At 68.6% G+C, this 16,245-nt stretch carries 11 protein-coding genes; 4 read left to right on the top strand and 7 right to left on the bottom strand.

Going from position 1 to position 16,245, the window contains the following annotated elements; all coding sequences use genetic code 11:
• Window positions 1–307 precede the first annotated feature (307 nt).
• The 3 genes from JYJ93_RS04050 to JYJ93_RS04040 are packed head-to-tail and all read right to left on the bottom strand — an operon-like array spanning window position 308 to window position 4,364.
• Window positions 308–2,638: a GAF domain-containing sensor histidine kinase gene (locus tag JYJ93_RS04050; RefSeq protein WP_206786686.1), complete on the bottom strand. Its 2,331-nt coding sequence runs from the start codon at window positions 2,636–2,638 to the stop codon at window positions 308–310.
• A gap of 27 nt (window positions 2,639–2,665) precedes the next feature.
• Window positions 2,666–3,565, bottom strand: coding sequence for a hypothetical protein (locus tag JYJ93_RS04045; protein ID WP_206786685.1), 900 nt, complete (start codon window positions 3,563–3,565; stop codon window positions 2,666–2,668).
• A gap of 4 nt (window positions 3,566–3,569) precedes the next feature.
• The gene (locus tag JYJ93_RS04040) at window positions 3,570–4,364 is read right to left on the bottom strand and encodes a hypothetical protein (RefSeq protein WP_206786684.1); all 795 of its coding nucleotides are present in this window, start codon (window positions 4,362–4,364) and stop codon (window positions 3,570–3,572) included.
• A 304-nt stretch (window positions 4,365–4,668) separates the two neighbouring features.
• Between JYJ93_RS04040 and JYJ93_RS04035 the strand changes: the two genes are divergently transcribed.
• Both JYJ93_RS04035 and tkt read left to right on the top strand, forming a co-directional pair.
• Window positions 4,669–6,321 (top strand): hypothetical protein, encoded by a 1,653-nt coding sequence (locus JYJ93_RS04035; RefSeq protein WP_206786683.1) that lies wholly within the window; start codon window positions 4,669–4,671, stop codon window positions 6,319–6,321.
• Window positions 6,322–6,437: 116 nt separating this feature from the next.
• Window positions 6,438–8,495, top strand: a complete 2,058-nt coding sequence (gene tkt / locus JYJ93_RS04030; protein ID WP_206786682.1) for a transketolase — start codon at window positions 6,438–6,440, stop codon at window positions 8,493–8,495.
• Between the two features lie 81 nt (window positions 8,496–8,576).
• On the opposite strand, the gene JYJ93_RS04025 is transcribed toward tkt, so the two are convergent.
• The 4 genes from JYJ93_RS04025 to JYJ93_RS04010 all read right to left on the bottom strand — a co-directional run bounded on the left by JYJ93_RS04025 (window position 8,577) and on the right by JYJ93_RS04010 (window position 12,896).
• Complete coding sequence (locus JYJ93_RS04025) at window positions 8,577–10,091, bottom strand: hypothetical protein (protein WP_242543661.1); 1,515 nt, start codon at window positions 10,089–10,091, stop codon at window positions 8,577–8,579.
• Window positions 10,092–10,299: 208 nt separating this feature from the next.
• A complete protein-coding gene (locus tag JYJ93_RS04020) occupies window positions 10,300–10,896 on the bottom strand; it encodes a GNAT family N-acetyltransferase (protein ID WP_206786681.1) in 597 nt (198 codons plus the stop codon).
• 12 nt (window positions 10,897–10,908) lie between these two features.
• On the bottom strand, window positions 10,909–11,805 hold the full coding sequence (gene truB / locus JYJ93_RS04015) for a tRNA pseudouridine(55) synthase TruB (RefSeq protein ID WP_206786680.1): 897 nt from the start codon (window positions 11,803–11,805) through the stop codon (window positions 10,909–10,911).
• Entirely contained in the window at window positions 11,802–12,896 is a 1,095-nt protein-coding gene (locus JYJ93_RS04010) for an AAA family ATPase (RefSeq protein WP_206786679.1), read from the bottom strand. Before JYJ93_RS04010 ends, truB begins: the two co-directional genes overlap by 4 nt.
• A gap of 141 nt (window positions 12,897–13,037) precedes the next feature.
• Between JYJ93_RS04010 and JYJ93_RS04005 the strand changes: the two genes are divergently transcribed.
• Together JYJ93_RS04005 and JYJ93_RS04000 are read left to right on the top strand one after the other, a co-directional pair.
• Window positions 13,038–14,612, top strand: coding sequence for a hypothetical protein (locus JYJ93_RS04005; RefSeq protein ID WP_206786678.1), 1,575 nt, complete (start codon window positions 13,038–13,040; stop codon window positions 14,610–14,612).
• Window positions 14,613–14,678: 66 nt separating this feature from the next.
• Window positions 14,679–16,244 (top strand): hypothetical protein, encoded by a 1,566-nt coding sequence (locus JYJ93_RS04000; protein ID WP_206786677.1) that lies wholly within the window; start codon window positions 14,679–14,681, stop codon window positions 16,242–16,244.
• The last annotated feature ends 1 nt before the right edge of the window (window position 16,245 follow it).

Here is a 16,245-nt window from a genome sequence, read left to right as displayed (position 1 = left end):
AGGACGTAGTCGTAGGAGCCCAGGCGCATCGCGGTGCGGATCTCCGCCATCTCGCTGGAGGCGGTGACGACGATGGGGACCGCGCTCGTGCGCTTGCGGATCTCCTCGATGAGGATGAGCCCGTCGCGGTTGCGCGAGTCCGCGCTCAGGCGGATGTCCACCAGCGCCACGTCGATGGATTCCTCTGCGAGACACCTTCGGGCTTCGTCGAGACTGGCGGCCTCCCGGAACGCCAGGCCCGCCATGGATGACAACACTGTCGTGAGGACCCGCCGTGCGCTGCGCTGGTCGTCGATGATGAGGATCTTCATGCACTCTCCAGCGAACGAGGGTCCGCGAGGCGGCGGGCGTGGATGCGGAAACAGGTGCGTCCCTGCTCGCGATGGACGGCGATGTTCCAACCGAAGCGCCGCACGATTCGCTGCGTGACGGACAGGCCCAGTCCCAGCCCTTCCTTGCGCGTTGTCATCCAGGGATCGAACAGTGTGTCCTTCGCGGCCTCCGGGATGCCCGGACCCGAATCCCAGACCTCCAGGAGCTGCTCCGGGCCCTCCTCCCAGGCACGCACTCCCACCTGTCCTCCGTCCCCCGCCGCCTGGACGGCGTTGCGCAGGAGGTTGGCGAAGAGCTGCACCATGGCATCCGGCTCCGCCAACAATTGCAGCGATTCGGGGACGTCGACCGTGACGTTGATGCGCCTTGCCTGGACCTGGTCGCGGATGAGGTCCAGGGCTCGGCGGGCTCGGGGAAGTACCGCCACCGGCTCCACGCGAGGCGGAGGCAGCGACAGCCGGCGCAGGGAACCGAGCATGCGCTCCAGCCGCTCGAGCTCCTCCCGGCCGATGTCGACGTCCTCGGCTTCCAGTGGCTGGGATTGGCCTCCCTGGCGGAGCAGGTGGCGGAAGAAGTTCAGCGGATAGGCGATCTCGTGGGAGATCTCCGCGCTCAGCACCGCGAGGGCGAGCCGCTTCTCCTCGTGCGCCGCGCCCACCTGGGCCTGGCGGAGTACGTCCAGCTCCTGGAGGACCTGAGCGTTGTGCAGCGCCACTCCGCCCAGGCTGGCGATGGTGTGGAGCAACTCCAGGTCCGCGTTCGTGTAGAGCGCGGCCTGATGCTTGGGGGCCAGCAGCAAGACGCCTCGCAGTTCTCCGGATGAGCGCATGGGGACGAGGAGCTTCCGGTGCCAGGGACCCTCCTGCGTCCACAGGTGCGTGCCCGCTTGAAGGGTGACCTGCGCATTCTCTGGCAGGTGCTCCACCGTCGACCATTCTCCCAGGTCGAGGACCTGGACCTGCCCCGTGGGCAACCAGCGCCGGACGACGCGCTCCAACGTGTCCCGGAGGGCGCCGGGCTCACGCGGGGCGGACAGCTCGTCGCTGAGCTGTTCCACGGTGGGGCGGAACTGGAGGGTGGCGGGGAAGAAGAGTCGGACCACGAGCGGTCTTCCGAGCAAGACCAGGGCCAGGAAGGTAGCGAACGCGACCAGCAGCGGCAGTGCCTGCGACACCGTGGAGACATCCAGGAACCGCCGCGTCGCGAGCCAGGCGAAGGAGGCCGCGAGCAGTCCCGCCAGCACCAGGGGAATGGCCAGCAGGCGCCGCGTGAGCACCGCCGTCACCGCCAGCACGTTGTGCCGGATGAGGCCGTAGCCGATGGACAGCGGCAGCAGCGCGATGAAGCAGGGCACCACCAGGTAGAAGCCCCGGCCGGAGAACACAATCACCGCGAGCACGACCGGGAGCGCGGCGAGCCCCCAGGCCGCCGCGAGCAACTCCGCCCGCGCGCGTCCAGTGCTGCCCTTGAGGCGGACGAGAATGGCCACGCCGCAGACCAGCAGCGAGCCCTGGGACGCGACGTCCACCCAGTGGCGGACCCGGGCCGTGTCCAAGCCCAGGCCTGGCGCGATGAGGAGCCACGCCGCCGCGAGCACGGCCGCCACCGCCAGCATCCACAGCGCGGTCAGCCAGACGCGACGCAAGCGCATGGGCCGCTCCGGGAAGGCGTAACCCAACCACACACTGCCCACCGCCGTCCCCAGACGCGACACGATGAAGAGCGGCATGAAGGTGGCTTGCGTGTGATAGTCGAACAGCGTGAGCAGGAAGACATGGCTGGAGATGCACAGCACGCCGTAGGCCAACGCTCCGTCCCTCCGGCCCGCGAGCAGCAACACCAGCAAGCCGGACCACAGCAGGAAGCCGCCCACCAGGGCGTAGACCCCGAAGAGGAACAGGCCTTCTTCCGCTCCGAAGTGGCGCAGGGGTTGGTTCAGGGTGAGGCGTTCGCCTCCTCGTCGGAGGAACGTCAGGGCCACGTGCGCGCGGCCCTGACGTTCGGCCTCCTGGACACAGGCGCGCAGCTGCGTTCCGGGCAGCCCTGACTTCGCGACGTCTCCGTCCACGGGAGCCCCCTCACAAGCCACGAGGAGGTCCGGGTGGCGCAAGGGCATCCGGAGGCCCTCGCTCCACGTGGGCAGGTAGACGGAGGAGAAGGCTCCGTAGGGGTCCACCAGAAGCGAGGCGAAGGGAGTGCCGAGCGTGGTCGACACCCGCCATGCCACTGCCGCGCTCAGCCCCACGCCCAGGATGGCGAGGAGGAGGACGGTCCACCACCGGCTGCGCGTCACGCCAGACGTCATGGCCCCGGGCTCCTTGCCCCTGCGGGTTCATGGGTGCGTGACGGTGGGCCCCCCATAGAGCTGTGTCACGGCCGCCATCAAGGCGAGAGCGCTCATCTCCGCCTGGAGTGACGACTTCCCGGAATGGGATTCATCCAGGGAACGTGCGCGTTCCGCAAGCCAGGTCCCCAGTTCGTTAAAGCCTCCCTTGTACGCCAGGGTCGCTCCGAGCCGGGCTACTCCGGGCGCGGTGCGCAGCAGGCCTCGGGGTGGATGGCCCAGGGCCTCCGGGAAGCCGATGCCGTGGAGCCGGGCGTCCTCTTCCGCGTCGAGGGCGTCATCGAGGCACTGGGAGCTGAGCAGGAGCAGGTCGAAGGCTCGGCGGAACGCGGGCAACCGCGCGGGGTCGCCGTGAGCGAGCAGGAGACAGAAGGCGCTGGTGCCCAGCCAGGAGACCTTCTGGCTCACGAGGCAGGCGTACTGGGCCATGGACAGACTGCGGCGGGACAGCAGGGCCTTCTCGTTGGACACGGCCTCGGCCCAGTCCTCCAGGGCCACCTTGATGGCCTCGGTCGCGAGGACTTCGTTTCCGGTCGCGTCCGTCAGGGATTGCAGCCACTGGTCGAACAGGGCCTGACGGAGCCGGGGCCACTCCGGGCGCTGTGGGACCTGGCCGTCGTCGAGCCGGTCGATGAGGAGGCCGAAGAAGCCTCCGCGGTGGTGGGCGCGGAGGTAGCGGGACTGGAGTTCCGGGGCGAGGCCGGGGCCCTGGCGCTCCGACGCGTAGGCCGGGAGGCGCTGGAAGGGGGCCAGGGCGCTGTAGTCGTTCCAGCCTCCTTCGGGGTGAGTGGTCAGGCCCAGGTGGAAGGGGAGTTCCTTCGCGAAGGGCTGGAGGTCCTTGGGCAGCGCTTCGAGCGTGACTGTGTATTCGAGGTCGCTGGGGCCCATGGGGTCAGTAGCAGAAGTTGTCTTTATCGCGGGGTTGATCCACGAAGCACACGCCTCCACCTTCGTAGGGCTCCAATTCATTCAGGTCCGTGTCCCTTACGAATCTCGCGATCTGTTCAACAACGCCAGGCTGAAACTCAAGCGAGACAATGGGGAACTTGTGCTCGAAATCCATCCAAGAAACACCCGTGAACTTGATGTCATTGAAGAGCACTCCCAACACTGCCTCGACTGCGTCCACGCCGCACTCCCTGGGCTTCATCTCGGCTTTCCTCGCCGCCTTTTTCAGCGCGTGAAGGTAATTATGGGCCTGCTTCGTGTCCGTGGGGTTGAATAGCCACTGGTAGAGCAAGCCGAGCTCAAGCTCGCCCACCTTCAGGACGCCATACGCATCAGGACCTGCAGAGTCCTTCGCGACGCCGTCCTTGATCTTGCGCAGCAGTGCGTAATCCTCGCCCCCAAGTGCCCGCCTCAGTCCCTTCCACTGTCCGTTGCTCAAGGCGTACGGGATGAAAATCATCGTCCCTGATTCCGCGCAGAGGTCCGTGAACATGCGGTTGACTTCTTCTCGTGGCAGATCAGTGCTGCTTGGCGCAGAGAGCTCGCTCCCAGCGTTCGCCACATGCTGACAGAGCTTGCCGCGCAAGTCCTCTCCCGACTGGTAATTATCAGGAAGCTGCGTCCCAACGGGCACGGGCGTCTTGAAGAGCTGCCGATAAACGTTCCTCAAAACCTCACGAGTGAACTCCTTGCTGTCACTCTCGGATTGCGTCGCCTGGATTTGCTTTGCTTCCGGCATGGGCTTCCTCGGGGCTGTCGGCTTGACACCGTGAACGCACGCTTTGTTTGCCTTGACCATCAAAGCAACAGGCGTGCCTTTGCGTCCAGTCACGGTCAGATGACTGCCTCCGGGTCGTAATGCCTGCCTGGAGTGGACGAATCCGTCCACCCTGCCCGGGTGGATGGCCGGATTAGTCCCATGGCTTGCGGCCTTGCCCTGGCGAACGGGCGGCATGTGGCTTGCTCAACAGCGATTCCTGTCAGGCCGATGCGGGTCTTTGTCACCCACCCACGTCCGGCTGGACCCGCCCTTGAGGATCGTCATGCACGAACGAACTGGCGGGGCCGTGCTGCCCCGACTCCTGGCTTTGCTGTGTCTGCTCTGCTCCTTGAGCGCCTCCGCTCAGCCCTATGAGTACCTGGCTGTCTATGAACCCATGTCGGAGACGGCGAAGCCGCTTCGATTGGAGGTCACCCAGAACGGTCTGCTTCCTGATGGCGGCGAGCAACACCGGCTCGACCGAATCGTGGTGCACTTCAAGACCGACGGCGTGTCCCTGAGCGCCCTGTCCCTCTTCAGCCGGCTGCGCTTCAAGGTGGAATCCAGCACGGTCCAGGCGGAGACCGAACTCCTCAAGGAGAACATCGAGAAGCTCCCTGACCGGGAGTTCGTCCTCGTGCGCTGGCGGGGCGACGACCGGCCCGAGCCCATCTCCAACGTCAAGATCACCGTGGAGGCCGTCTACACCGCGGAGTTTCTCTGCCTCCAGGAGAACGCCCTCCTCCAGAGTGAACGCAATGTGGAGCGCTTCCCGGTCCCCCACTTCTACAAATCCGCCGCGGGCTCACTCCACAAGCCTTCCGACTGGGGCTCCTTCGAGCGATGGCTCATCCGGGACGGCGAGACAACCCCACTGTTGATCTACACGTTCTGCTCCGACTCCTCGGACAAGGACCGGGGCGTCGTGGCCTGGAGCGAGGCCCAGAAGGACCATCGCTTCCTCTTCGAGGAAGACGAGAAGGACAAGTCCCTCCGGGCCTTCCGCCAGGCCCACAAGCGGGCGCTGTCCGACCGCATCGTCCGAAGACTCAACGACCGCTTCTCCAGCTTCGGGCGCTCCCTGGTGTCCGAAACCTCCGAGCCCGACTACGACAACGTCCGCGTCGAGGTGAAGGACGCCCTCACCCTCTCCATCGTCAAGAGCGTGGGCTCGCTGCTCCTCGTAGAGGAAGCGGGCGGCACGGTGCAGCCCCTGGCGGACCTCATCGACCAGGACGCAGAGGTCGCTCTACGGCTCAGCTACCCCCACTGCTACCAGTTCCCCTACGGCTCCATCATGAAGAGCCCCTGGGTCTTCGAGCTGGAGGTCCCCGACGGCAAGGACGGCAAGACGCGCAAGGCCAAGGTGGACCTGGGCTTCCAGGACGGGTGCACCCGGAAGCTGCTGGTGCCCTGGAAGGACTACCTCAACCAGCGCGTCACCTTCCGCGTCATCTACCGGGTCCCCGAACGAGCGGACATCGTCGTCTTCAACGACTCCTTCAACGTCTACAACCTGGGGCTCATCACCACCGCGCCCATCATCACGGAGATCGTCTCCGCCGCGCAGAAGGCCTCGCCCCGCGACGTCGAAGCCACGTCCAGCATCCCCGTCTCCTTCGCCCTGCCCATCAGCCCCAATCGCTCCGCCTCCGTGGCGGTCACCTTCCCCTTCACCGTCAGCTTCAACACGCGCACCTTTCCCAATCTGGCGGAATACTTCGCCGTGGCCCCCTCCATCTCCCTGGTCGCGGGGAGCGCTTCGACAAGCTCCGAGGAAGAGGAAGCCAACGTCCGGCTGGCCCTGGGCATCGGCGTCAACCTGGCCCGGGCCTTCCACTTCGGCTACGCGTGGGCTCCCTCCGATGGCGGCCGGTACGTGCTCCTGGGAATTTCCATCCCGGACCTGCTCCCGCTGTTGAAGAAGGGCGAGTAATAGTCCCCCGCCCGACCGTCGGTGTGCCTGCCGACGGACGGGCGCGTTTGGTGCGGCGCGGCGGACCCAGTTACGGCATGGTGCGCCCGCGACGCAGGCTCAGCGCGGGAGGCCGCATGACGACCGAGAAGATCGATACCCAGGCAATCAACACCATCCGCACGCTGTCCATGGACGCGGTGGAGAAGGCCCACTCCGGCCACCCGGGCGCGCCCATGGCGCTGGCTCCCGTGGCCTACCAGCTGTGGCAGCAGGAGCTGCGCTACGACCCGGCCACGCCCAACTGGCCGGACCGCGACCGCTTCATCCTGTCCAATGGCCACGCGTCCATGCTGCTCTACAGCCTGCTGCACCTGGCCGGCGTGAAGCGCGTGAAGGACGCCAAGGTCCTGGACGTCCCGGCCGTGTCCCTGGACGACATCCGCAACTTCCGCCAGCTGGACTCAGCCACGCCCGGCCACCCGGAGTACCACTGGACCACCGGCGTGGAGACCACCACCGGCCCCCTGGGCGCCGGCGTCTCCAACAGCGTGGGCATGGCCATCGCCAGCAAGTGGCTGGGCGCCCACTTCAACAAGCCCGGCTTCGACCTGTTCACCCATGACGTCTACGCCCTCTGCGGCGACGGCGACATGATGGAGGGCGTGGCGTCCGAGGCCGCCTCGCTCGCGGGCCACCTCCAGCTGCCCAACCTGTGCTGGATCTACGACAGCAACCACATCTCCATCGACGGCAGCACCGACCTGGCCTTCACGGAGGACGTGGGCCGCCGCTTCGAGGGCTACGGCTGGCGCGTGCTCAAGGTCACCGACGCCAACGACCTGGACGCGCTGTCCAAGGCCTACAAGTCCTTCAAGGACGAGCGCGGCAAGCCCACGCTCATCATCGTCAACTCGTTCATCGGCTTCGGCTCGCCCAAGAAGCAGGGCTCCGCCAGCGCCCACGGCGAGCCCCTGGGCGCGGACGAAATCAAGGCCACCAAGAAGGCCTACGGCTGGCCCGAGGACGCGCAGTTCCTGGTGCCCGACGGCGTGCAGCAGCGCTTCCAGGAGCGCCTGGGCGCCCGCGGCAAGGCGCTGCACGACGCGTGGGAGAAGTCGTTCGCGGACTACCGCAAGCAGCACCCGGAGCTGGCCCGCGAGCTGGACGCGCTGCTCAAGCGCGAGCTGCCCGAGGGCTGGGACAAGGAGCTGCCGGTGTTCCCCCCGGACGCGAAGGGCATGGCCACCCGTGAGTCCGGCGGCAAGGTGCTCAACGCGCTGGCGAAGAACTACCCGTGGCTCGTCGGCGGCTCCGCGGACCTGAACCCGTCCACGAAGACGTACATCTCCAGCTCCACGTCCATCAAGCCGGGCGAGTACTCCGGCCGCAACATCCACTTCGGCGTGCGCGAGCACGCGATGGGCTCCGTGGTGAACGGCCTCAACCTGAGCCACGTGCGCGGCTACGGCGCCACGTTCCTCATCTTCAGTGACTACGAGCGCCCCGCCATGCGCCTGTCGTCCCTGATGGAGATTCCGTCCATCCACATCTTCACGCACGACTCCATCGGCCTGGGCGAGGACGGCCCCACGCACCAGCCGGTGGAGCAGCTGATGTCCCTGCGCGCGGTGCCGGGCAACGTGGTGCTGCGCCCCGGCGACGCCAACGAGGTGACCGAGGCCTGGCGCTACATCGCGCGGCAGCAGCACCACCCGGTGGTGCTCGTGCTGTCGCGCCAGCCGGTGCCCACGCTGGACCGCACGAAGTTCGCTCCCGCGTCCGGCGTGGCCAAGGGCGCGTACACGCTGCTGGAGGCGGAGGGCGGCACGCCGGACGTCATCCTCATCGGCACGGGCACGGAGGTGGCGCTGGTGGTGGAGGCCGCGGAGAAGCTCAAGGCCGAGGGCGTCAAGGCGCGCGTGGTGAGCATGCCTTCGTGGGAGCTGTTCGAGCAGCAGCCCCAGGACTACCAGGACAGCGTGCTGCCTCCCTCCGTGAAGGCGCGCGTCGCGGTGGAGAAGGGCGCGGCGTTCGGCTGGGAGCGCTGGACGGGACACACGGGCAGCATCATCGGCATGCGCAGCTTCGGTGCCTCCGCCCCCATCAAGGCGCTGCAGCAGAAGTTCGGCTTCACCGTGGAGAACGTGGTGAAGGAGGCGCACGCCACCATCGCCAAGGCGAAGAAGCACTGACGCGCCTGTAGAAAAAAGAAGGGCCCCGGACCCTCCCCCGAAGGTCCGGGACCCCTCTGACTTCAATCCCCCCACTTCAACTCAGGCCGCGAAGAACACGGGGCGCGTGGGGCGCGGGTTGCTGACGAACTTCATCTCGTTGATCATCTTCTTGAAGTCCTTCTGGTCGATGCCCGTGGAGCCCTGGGCCTGCGCGCGGGTGGCGTACTTCTCGTAGGTGTCGACCACCTTCTTCGCCTCCGGCGTGAGGCGGTCGTAGTTCTGACGCGCCCACTTCATCGTGTCGGTGAACTCGGTGCCGGCCGCCTGGCCGTCCAGGTCGCCCGCGCCCTTCTCGATGGCGGCGGTCAGGTCGTTGCCGGAGATCTTGCCCTTCTTGGAGTCCAGGCCCTCCAGCGCGTCGCGCATGGAGCTGTCGTGGAAGGTCTTGAAGCCCTCCATCTTCTTGAACATGGCGTCCGTCTCCGCCTGGGTCATGCCGTCCTTGCCGGCCTTCTTCGCGGCCTGCTGGTAGGTCTTCAGGACCTCCTTGGCCTCGGGCGTGAGGCGGCTCTCGTTCTTCGCGGCCCACTTCTCGAACTCCTTCAGCTCGGAGGTGGAGGCGTGGGCGTCCTTGTCGGAGATGCCGTCCTTGATGGCCTTCGTGAGGTCCTCGCCGGAGATGGGGCCCTGCTCCTTGTCGAGCGCCTCCGTGGCCTTGCGGGCGCTCACGTCACCGGCGCCCACCTGGGCCAGCTCCTTGTTCATGGCGGCGGTCTCCTTGTCCGTGAGACCGGTGCGGCCCTGCGCCTGCGCCGCCTTCGTGTGCTTGCGGTAGACGTCCAGGACCTCCTTGGCCTCCGGGGACAGGCGGCTCTCGTTCTTGGAGGCCCACTTCTCGAACTCCTTCAGCTCCGCGCCGCCGGCCTGGCCGTCGTGGTCCGCGGTGCCGTTCTTGATGGCGCGGGCCATGTCCTGGCCGGAGACCGTGCCGCCGTGGGTCTTGCTGTCGAGGTTGGCGAGCGCCTTCTTCGCGCTGGCGTCACCCACGTCGCGCATCTCCGCGAGCATCTTCTTGAAGTCGCCCTGCGGGATGCCGGACTCGCCGCGCGCCTGGGAGAGGGCCGCGTACTTGCTGTAGATGTCCATCACCTGGCGGGCCTCCGGGGTGAGGCGCTCGCGGTTGTTGGCGGCCCAGTCCGCCACGGCGCGGTACTCACCGGAGGCGGCCTGGCCGTCCAGGTCACCGACCGCGGCCTCGATGCTGTCCGCGAACTGCTCCGCGCCGATGGAGCCGGAGGTCTGGTTCAGCTTGTTCATCTCCACCATGGCGCCCAGGTCCTTGGGCTGCCAGTTGTCACGCGGGCCCCAGCAGCCGTGGCCCTGCGTGGAGAAGCGGTCGCCGACGTGGTTGTGGTGGTGGGCCTTCAGGTCCGCGAGCTGCGACTTCAGGCCTTCCATCTGCGACTTCATGTTGTTGAGGGTGGCCTTCATCTCCGCCGCCTGCTTCGCCGGGGACGAGGTGCCGCGCAGGACCGCGAGCTCCTTGTTGCCGAGGGCCGGCTTGCTGTTCAGGGCGGTGGCGACGGCGGCGGAAGCGGACTTGGTGATGGTCATTTTTGATCTCCGGGAGGAGCGGCTTCCGTTTCGGAAGCGGTCATGCCGGGACCTATTGCTCGCGTCGTGCCAGCCCGCCGGGTCACCCCACCCTGAGGGATTCCATGGGGTTACGCGGCGATGACGCGAAAACCGGGGTGGTGACAACAGTCACCAGCGGTGATGACTGTCACCATCCCCCCCGCCCCCGGGGTGGTGACGAAAGGCATCACTTCCGGCGCGCGGGCTTGAGCGCCTTGCGCACGCGCTGCTTGCCGGCGGGACGGTCCGCCACGTGGACGTAGCCCCGCTTGAGGAAGAACGGGAGCGTGCCCGTGTAGGCCATGGCGTTGCTGATACGCGCGGAGCCCTGGGGCGGTTTCACCGGATAGCCTTCGAGGGTGGCGGCGCCCTCGCGGCGCACCGCGGCCTCCACGGCGGCGAGCAGCGCGGTGGCCACGCCCTGGTTGCGCCAGCTCCGGTGGATGAAGAAGCAAGGCACGGAGGTGACGGCGTCCGCGTCGTCGCATTTGAAGCTGGGGGCCCGGTCCAGGCGCGAGAAGTGGCGGCGCGGGCCGAAGGTGGCCCAGCCCACCGGCTGGCCATCCGCGTAGGCGAGGATGCCCCTGGCCTCTCCGCTCGCGACCAGGGCCTTGAAGCGGCGCTTTGCCTCGGGGCCTCGGACGTCGTCGTAGCGCTCGCCCTCCGGGATGCGCCAGTACATGCACCAGCAGCCGCCACAGGCGCCGTTGGGGCCGAAGAGCTTCTCGAGGTCGGGCCAGAGCTCCGGGGTGAGCTCCACGGTCTTCAGGTCGGGTGGCGCCATGGGGCGCCCGTTCTAGACGCCGCCGCGCAGCTCTGTCTCGGGCCAGAGGGCTCCGTCCCTGGGGGTGAGCAGGAAGGTCAACTTCCCCTGGTGGAAGCCGCGCACCGGGCCCGGTGGCTCCGGGTAGCCCGGGGGCAGGCGCCACTCTGGGGGCTGGAGCGGCGTGGCGGCGATGGACTGCCCCTGGCGCAGGGCTCCCACGTCCTGGTCCGTGAGCGCTCGCGAGTGCGTCCAGGGGAGCAGGTCGCGGCCGTGCCGTTCGATGCGCGCGCCGGGGCCCGGGTCCTTCCACGGGCCGATGGCCGTGCGCTTCAGCGCGGAGAGGTGCGCGCCGCAGCCGAGCGCGCGCCCCAGGTCCCGGGCCAGGGAGCGGACGTAGTAGCCGCCCCGGCAGGTGAGCTCCAGCGTGCTGGCGTTGGGCAGGTCGTGCGACAGCCAGCGCGCGGTGTGCAGGTACACGCGCGAGGGAGGCAGGTCCACGGCTTCGCCCCGGTGGGCCTTGCGATAGGCGGGCTCGCCGCCGAGCTTCTTCGCGCTGGTGGCGGGGGGCACCTGATCCGTCCAGCCGAGGAACGGGCGCAGCGCGGCTTCGAGTTGTCCGGGCGTGAGCGCGGCCGTGTCCCCCTGATGCACGGGGCGGCCGTGCAGGTCTCCGGTGTCCGTCTCCGTGCCCCACTCCACCCGGGCCTCGTAGACCTTGGGCGCCGCGTGCAGGTGTTCGAAGAGGTGCGTGGCCGGGCCCACCAGCATCAGCAGCAGCCCTTCCGCGAACGGATCCAACGTGCCGCCGTGGCACAGCGCCGTGCGGCGGCCGGGCCTCGTTGCCTGCGCTTCCTCCTGGAAGGCCCGGACGGTGGCGAAGCTGGTGGCGCCCACGGGCTTGTGCGTGAGGTAGAGGCCGGGGGTCATTCGTCGCTCCCGTCGCGCTTCACCGTCGTCGCGCCCTGCTGCTTCTCCAGGTGCACGGGCGAGGTGCCGGTCTTGTCCGCGATGACGTTCGCCAGGGCTTCCGCGTGCGTCGTCACCCAGACCTGGCTGTCCTCGGAGGCTCGCACGATGAGCCGGCCCAGCGGCTCCAGCAGGTCCGGGTGCAGGCTGGTCTCCGGTTCGTTCAGCGCGAGGAACGGCGGCGGCCTGGGGCTGAGCAGCGCCGCCAGGAGGCACAGGTAGCGCAGCGTTCCGTCCGACAGCTCCGGCGCGGCCATGGGCCTCGACAGGCCGGGCATGTGCAGGAAGAGGCTGAAGCGGCCGTTCTCCGCGCGGATCTCCAGCCTCGCTCCGGGGAAGGCGTCGTCGATGCCCTGCTCCAGGGCGCGGTCATCCCCAATCTCCCAGATGGTCTGGAGCGCCGCCGCCAGGTCGCGCCCGTCCGACGCGAGCACCGGCGTGCGCACGCCCACCTGCGGGTGCCGGGGCAGCGCGTCCGGATCCGTGCGGAAGTGGTGGTAGAAGCGCCACGCGCTCAGCGTGCGTTGGACCTCGCCCAGCCTGGGGAAGCGGTGCGGTTCGGCGAGTTGATCCATCACCGACTCCGAGCCCCACAGCTCCGTGGGGAACGTGATGCGCTGACCGTCCGCGTCCCGGATGAAGGCCGTGCGGTCCTTGCGCTCCATCAACACCAGACGCCGGCCCCCCGCGTGCGCCCAGAGGTGCTCCTCCTTCACCTCCGGATCCAGGGTGAACATCGTCTGGGGTGGCGACGTGGGCACCACGCCGCACTGCAGTTCGTAGGTGAGGTCGTCCAGGTCGACCGTCACGCGCATGCGCGCCGGCTTCTTGGGGTCACGGGGGCCGGCCCACATCACGCTCGAGGTGCCGCCCTCGTCCGCCAGCGTTCGCGCGAGCCGGCCCTCCGCCGCCGCCGCGAGCAGGTACAGCGCGCGGTACAGGTTCGTCTTGCCGCTGCCGTTGGGGCCCACCACCACGGTCACCGGCCCCAGCTCCAGGTGGAGCTGACGCACGGAGCGGTAGCCTGCGATGTCCAGACGCGTGAGGGCCATGGCGTGCGCGTGAGCCTACCCGGCCCGGAGCGCAAGAGCCTTCTCTTCATGCGGGGAGATGCTTGCGGGATGGAGGCGACTTCAGTCACTCCGCGTGGGGGGAGCGTTCCTGCGTCCGAACCGTTTCCAAGGACGCTCCACATGACGCCATTCCCCCGTTGGTTCCTGTTGCTGGCCCTGACCGGCTGCTCCTCGTCTTCATCCCCCTTCAGCGGTGACATGGATGGGATTCCCGAAAGGAACACCGCGCCCTGGGACGGCCGCGCGGAGGCTCTCCCCGAGCGCACCGACTCCGTGGACCCGGGGCCCTATTCGGACTGCGCCTTCACGCTCGCCGTCGGGGCCGCGGCCGTCGCGTGCGACGACGTGTCCCTCTTCGACCGGTCCACGTGCGCTCCCGGCGCGCTCGATGACCTGGACAGCGTGGGCCTCTACTCCCTGAAGACCCGCCCCTCCTCGGGCGACAGCGCCTCCTCCAGCTACACCCTCCAGTTGCCGCGCGAGGGTGGCAAGGGCACCCTCTCCGGCCAGGCACTGACCCGGCAGGAGATTGGCGCGGGTTCGTTCTTCACCTCGGCCGGGGACCTGGTGTTCATGGGCTGCACCCGGCCCACGCCCGACCGCATCAACGGCTGCTACGTCCAGTGCGCCCAGGGCAAGGTCGGCACCGTGGGCACCTTCACCGCGACGCGCCCGGGCATCCGGGCACGCGGTGAGTCCGAGTCCTCCGGCCTCACCCTCGTGTCCGAGGCCTCTCTCGCCCTGGGCATGCCCGTGGACGTCTACGTCACGAAGGGACACGCGTACGTGGTCGCCGTGGGGACGGCCAGCAAGCCCGGAGGCCTGGCGGTGTTCGACGTGAGGGACCCCGCGCGCCCGGTGCTCACGAAGACCGTGCAGCTTGCCGGGGACTCGAACTGGAACGGCGTGTGGGCCAAGGACAACGCGCTCTACATCGCGAGCGCCAGCTCGGGCGTCCTCGTCTACGACATCTCCAAGCCCGCGGATCCGCGGTACGTGCGCGCCGTGACCGATGCCCCCCTCAACGTGCGCAGCGTGTTCGTGGAGGACAAGTGGCTCTACGCCACTGCCGCGGCGCCCGGCGACGCGGTGCTCATCTTCAACGTGTCCTCACCGCTCAAGCCCGTGGAGATCAACCGGGTGCCCCTGGGCGCCGGTGGCAGCGGCCCCCATGACGCCTTCGTGTACGAAGAGCGCCTCTACGTGAGCCACACGGAAGCGGGCTACCAGGCCTTCGACGTGGCGGACACGAAGTCCGTGTACCCGATGGGCGGATACTCCTTCGACGGTCAGAACTCCCACGCGAGCGCGGTGGGCACCTTCGCGGGCCGCACCGTCGCCTTCGAGGGTGGCGATCACCCCGGCGCGCACCTGCGCATGCTGGACGTCACCGACCCCGCGAACATGAAGCTCATTGGCGAGTACGCCCTGCGCCCGGAGACCTCCATCCACGACATCCGCCTCCGGGGCTCGAAGCTGTACGTCGCGCACTACCAGGAGGGCGTGCGGGTGCTGGACGTGTCGGTGCCGCCGAAGCCGCGCGAGGTCGCGTACTTCAACACGTACCGGGAGACCGACCCGGACCGCACGGGCTCGCCGCTCGAGGGCGCCATCGGCATCCGCGTGCCGGGGGACGGCTTCATCTACGTCGTGGACACTTCCCGGGGGCTGCTCATCCTCTCCGAGCAGCCATGAGCTAGACTCCCCGCGACTTCGCGTCGGCCGTGGACCGCGAAGCTTCCGCGCTGGAGCCTCCATCCCATGACGTCCTCCCTTCGCCTCCTGGGCACGGGCCTGTTCGCGTGCGCCCTGGCCCTGTCCGGCTGTAGCGACTCCAACGAGCCCGCCCCGGGCCCGTCGGAGCCGACGCCCCCCGACGAGCTCACCGACTACATCGACGTGGTCCCCACCGAGCCGTGCATGGACGCGAGCTACGCGAAGCCGAGCGCGAACTGCTCCGACCCGGCCAGCTTCAAGCTGGCCGGCTGTGACCTGGCCTCGGTGGGCGCCGTGGAGTCCTCCGGCGTCTACCAGGCCCTGTTCCGCTACAACGCCCTCAGCGCGTTCGGCGTGGGCTTCCGCCTGGACACCCCTCCCAGCTTCCTGGGCAACCCCCTGGTGCGAAACCAGGTGGGCCCCGAGGGGCTCTTCGTCACCGGGGAGTACATCACCTCCGCCAACAAGCATCAGCAGTACGCGCTCGCGGGCTGCCGCGTGCCGGAGCCCGGCCGCATCACCGGCTGCTTCGTGCGCTGCACCGAGGGTGTGCCGGAGTACTCCGGCACCTTCGACGCCCGGCGGATGAACCTGTCCCACGAAGCGCCCACGGGCGCCCAGGGCATGCGCCTCGTCTCCGAGACCGCCATCCCGGTGGGCGACCCCGTGGACGTCTACGTCACGAAGGGCCACGCCTACGTGGTGTCCCTGCCGCGCGGCAAGGAGGAGGCCGGCGGCCTGAGCGTCATCAACGTGAGCGACCCGGCCCACCCCGTCCTCGTCACCCGCGTGAGCCTGCCCAACGACAATTACTGGAACGGCGTCTGGGCCAAGGGAGACGCGCTCTACGTCGCCAGCGGCGGCTCCGGCGTCATCGTCTACGACATCACGAACCCGGCGGATCCCCGGTACGTGCGCGCGCTGCCCGGCGGCGCCATCAACGTGCACACCGTGTTCGTGGACGGCGACCGGCTGTACGCCATGTCCCCCTCCCCCAACGGGGAGACGCTCCTGTTCGACGTGGCCTCGCCGCTGGAGCCCCGGCTGCTCAGCCGCATCATCGTGCCCCACGAACAGGGCGCCTATCCGCACGACGCGTTCGCCTACCACGACCGGCTCTACATCAACCACACGACCACCGGTTACGCCGTCGTGGACGTCACCCGCCCGGACGTGACGCCCGTGCTGGGCCTGTATGCCTTCGACGGCCAGTACAGCCACGCGAACGCGGTGGGCACCTTCAACGGGCGCACCATCGCCTTCGAGGGTGGCGAGCGCCCCGGCGCACACCTGCGCGTGCTGGACGTCACCGACCCGCTCCACATCCGCCTCATCGCGGAGGTGCGCAAGCGCCCGCAGACGTCCATCCACAACATGATGCTGGTGGGCACGCGGCTCTACGTGGCCTGGTACCACGAGGGCGTGCGCGTCTTCGACGTGGCCGAGCCCGAGCGCCCGAAGGAGATCGCCGCCTTCGACTCCTTCCAGGAGGCGCACCCGCGCAGCACCGACAGCCTCTACCAGGGCGCCATCGGCATCCGGGTGCCCGGCGACGGGCACGTGTACGTCGTGGACCTGTCACGCGGGCTGCTGGTGCTGGCGGAGCCGTGAC

The sequence above is a fragment of the Corallococcus sp. NCSPR001 genome (assembly GCF_017309135.1).
In the GTDB taxonomy this organism is placed as follows: domain Bacteria; phylum Myxococcota; class Myxococcia; order Myxococcales; family Myxococcaceae; genus Corallococcus.
Note: the sequence above shows the minus strand (reverse complement) of the source record. Positions and strands in the feature narration are given on the sequence as shown.